The sequence below is a fragment of the Caulobacter sp. P1_B12_2 genome (assembly GCF_056406675.1).
Genome location: NZ_JBFTZS010000517.1, coordinates 1 through 2,972, shown reverse-complemented (window position 1 = coordinate 2,972; position 2,972 = coordinate 1). Strand labels below are relative to the sequence as shown.

The following is a 2,972-nucleotide window of genomic DNA, read 5'->3' as shown; positions in this document are numbered from 1 at the left end:
GATGAGAATCCAGCCCGCGCCCTTCGCCCATCAAGACCTGAAGACCCTTAAGTAAAATGGCCCGTTCTCCCGTCCTCACTCCTGGAGATGTCCTGACCCCCGAAGACGAGGCGACCCCCGCGGTCCGCCACGCCCGTTGGCAGGACTATTTCCAGCTGATGAAGCCGCGGGTGATGTCGCTCGTGGTCTTTACGGCGCTCACGGGCCTGCTGGCCGCCCGCACGCCCATCCATCCGCTGCTGGGCGCGGTGGCGGTGTTCTGCATCGCCGTCGGGGCCGGGGCCTCGGGCGCGCTGAACATGTGGTACGACGCCGACATCGACGCCAAGATGCGCCGCACGCGCGGCCGTCCCGTGCCGATGGGCCTGGTCAAGGGCGAGGAAGCCGCCACCCTGGGCGTGGTGCTGAGCCTGCTGTCGGTGATGCTGATGGGCATGGCGATCAACTGGCTGGCCGCCGGCCTGCTGGCCTTCACCATCGTGTTCTACGCGGTGGTCTACACCATGTGGCTGAAGCGCTGGACCGCCCAGAACATCGTCATCGGCGGTCTGGCCGGCGCCTTGCCCCCGGCCATCGGCTGGGCGGCGGCCACGGGCCACGCGCCGCTGAACGCCTGGCTGATGGTGCTGATCATCTTCCTGTGGACCCCGCCGCACTTCTGGGCCCTGTCGCTGTACATCAGCACCGACTACGCCAAGGCCGGCGTGCCGATGCTGCCCGTGGTCAAGGGCGCCAAGGAAACCCGCAAGCAGGTCCTGCTCTACACCCTGGCCCTGATCCCGGTCTGCCTGGCCCCGGTGTTCACCGGCCTTGGCGGCTGGCTTTATCTGGCGGTCTCGGGCCTGGGCGGCCTGGTGTTCCTGACCCTGGCCTGGCGGGTGTTCGCCAGCACGGCCGGCGACGCCGCCGACCCGCGCCCCGCCGACCGCGACCTCTACGAGGTCGGCGAAACTGAAGCCAAGCGCGGCAAGCCGGTCGGTGACGCCCGGCACGCGCGCAACCTGTTCGCCTTCTCGATCCTCTATCTGTTCGCCCTGTTCGCCGCCCTGCTGGCCGAGGCGGTGCTGGGCCTTAAAGTGCTGGAGCTGCCGCTATGAGCCGCAAGGACATGGATCCCGCCGCCAAGGCGCGCGGCGGCCGCAACATCGCCCTGGGCCTGGGCCTGGCGGCGTTCGTCATCCTGGTGTTCGTGGTCACCGTCGTGAAGCTGGGAGGCAATGTTGGGCCCCACTTCTAAGGACGACCTGTCGCCGGAAGCCATCCTTTCTCCTGAAGACCGGGCGAAGATCGAAGCCGACAACCTGGTCGGCGTCGGACCTCGGCCCAAGGGGCGCGGCCACCTGAAGGTGGCGATGATCTGCGGCGTGGCCTTCTTCGGCATGGTCGGCGCGGCCTACGCCGCCGTGCCGCTGTACAAGATGTTCTGCCAGGCCACCGGTTTCGACGGCACGGTGCGCAAGGCCGTGGCCAAGCCGACCCAGGTGCTGGACCGCAAGGTCGAGATCCGATTCGACGCCAATGTCCGCAATCTGCCCTGGGACTTCCAGGCCATGCAGGTCAGCCAGGACATCCGCATCGGCGACACCGGCCTGGCCTTCTTCAAGGTCACCAACACCAGCGACAAGCCGCTGACCGGCCGGGCGATGTACAACGTCGTCCCCGAGCAGGCCGGGCCGTATTTCCAGAAGCTGGAGTGCTTCTGCTTCTCCAGCCAGACGATCGAGCCCGGCCAGACGGTCGAGTTCCCGGTGGTCTACTTCGTCGACCCCGGTTTCGCGACCGATCCGGAGACCAAGGGCAAGTCGGAGATCACGCTTTCCTACACGTTCTTCCCGGCGGTTCCTGACGCGGCCGGGACCAAACAGGCGGCGACGACGCCGCGTATCGTTCAACCCCTTGGCGGCAAGCCGTCGGGGGCGCTATAGCGTTCAACACATAGCGCGTCGGCGGGGGAACTGGCTGGCGCGCTTCGAGGGATTAAAGGGTTAGCACGCACATGGCCCACGGCGCCGTTAAACACGACTATCACATTCTGCCCCCCAGCCCCTGGCCGTTCGTCGGGTCGCTGTCGGCCACGCTGATGGCCATCGGCCTGATCGCCTGGATCAAGGGCGGCGTCTTCGGCATCGAGAAGGGCCAGTGGTGGCTGTTCGCGACCGGTTTCGCCGGCGTGCTCTACACGATGTTCGGCTGGTGGCGCGACGTGGTGAAGGAAGCCAACGCCGGCGACCACACCCCCGTCGTCTCGATCGGCCTGCGCTACGGCATGGTGCTGTTCATCGCTTCGGAAGTGATGTTCTTCGTKGCGTGGTTCTGGATCTTCTTCGAGATGGCCCTGTTCCACCATCACCGCACCCTGTCGGGCATCGAGGAAGTCCGCGCCGCCTGGGCCACCTGGCCCCCGGCCGGCGTCGAGGCCGTCTCGCCCTGGCACCTGCCGCTGGTCAACACCCTGACCCTGCTGCTGTCGGGCACGACCATCACCTGGTCGCACCACGCCCTGCAGCAAGGCGACCGCAAGGGCGCCAAGTGGGGCCTGATCCTGACCATCCTGCTCGGCGCGCTGTTCACGACGATCCAGATCTACGAGTACAGCCACATCAACCACGAGCACCTGTTCTACTCGGAAGCGGCCGCCAATTCGGGCCTCTACGGGTCGACCTTCTTCCTGGCCACCGGCTTCCACGGCTTCCACGTGTTCGTCGGCACCCTGTTCCTGATCGTCTGCCTCATCCGGCTGATGAACGGCGCCTTCACCCCCAAGCAGCACTTCGGCTTCGAAGCCGCCGCCTGGTACTGGCACTTCGTGGACGTGGTCTGGCTGTTCCTGTTCGCCTTCGTCTACGTGATCTTCGGCGCTTCGCCGCACTAGATCATCCGCTTCGAGAGGGCCCGGAACGCCAAGCGGTGTTCCGGGCCTTTTTGCTTTTCGGGGACCCCCTCCCAATGGCTCACGTGAACCCCTACCTGGC

Annotated in this window: 4 protein-coding genes; all 4 read left to right on the top strand. The window is 66.5% G+C overall.

Going from position 1 to position 2,972, the window contains the following annotated elements; translation table 11 throughout:
• Positions 1-56: 56 nt before the first annotated feature.
• The 4 genes from cyoE (at position 57) to AC1DZ6_RS22530 (ending at position 2,872) form a co-directional block, all read left to right on the top strand.
• Complete coding sequence (cyoE, locus tag AC1DZ6_RS22545; RefSeq protein ID WP_477099351.1) at positions 57-1,097, top strand: heme o synthase; 1,041 nt, start codon at positions 57-59, stop codon at positions 1,095-1,097.
• On the top strand, positions 1,094-1,237 hold the full coding sequence (locus tag AC1DZ6_RS22540) for a hypothetical protein (protein WP_477099350.1): 144 nt from the start codon (positions 1,094-1,096) through the stop codon (positions 1,235-1,237). The genes cyoE and AC1DZ6_RS22540 overlap by 4 nt, the downstream gene beginning before the upstream one ends.
• Before the next feature lie 49 nt (positions 1,238-1,286).
• Positions 1,287-1,925, top strand: a complete 639-nt coding sequence (locus AC1DZ6_RS22535; RefSeq protein ID WP_477099352.1) for a cytochrome c oxidase assembly protein — start codon at positions 1,287-1,289, stop codon at positions 1,923-1,925.
• Positions 1,926-1,996: 71 nt separating this feature from the next.
• The gene (locus tag AC1DZ6_RS22530) at positions 1,997-2,872 is read left to right on the top strand and encodes a cytochrome c oxidase subunit 3 (protein ID WP_477099349.1); all 876 of its coding nucleotides are present in this window, start codon (positions 1,997-1,999) and stop codon (positions 2,870-2,872) included.
• Positions 2,873-2,972 lie beyond the last annotated feature (100 nt).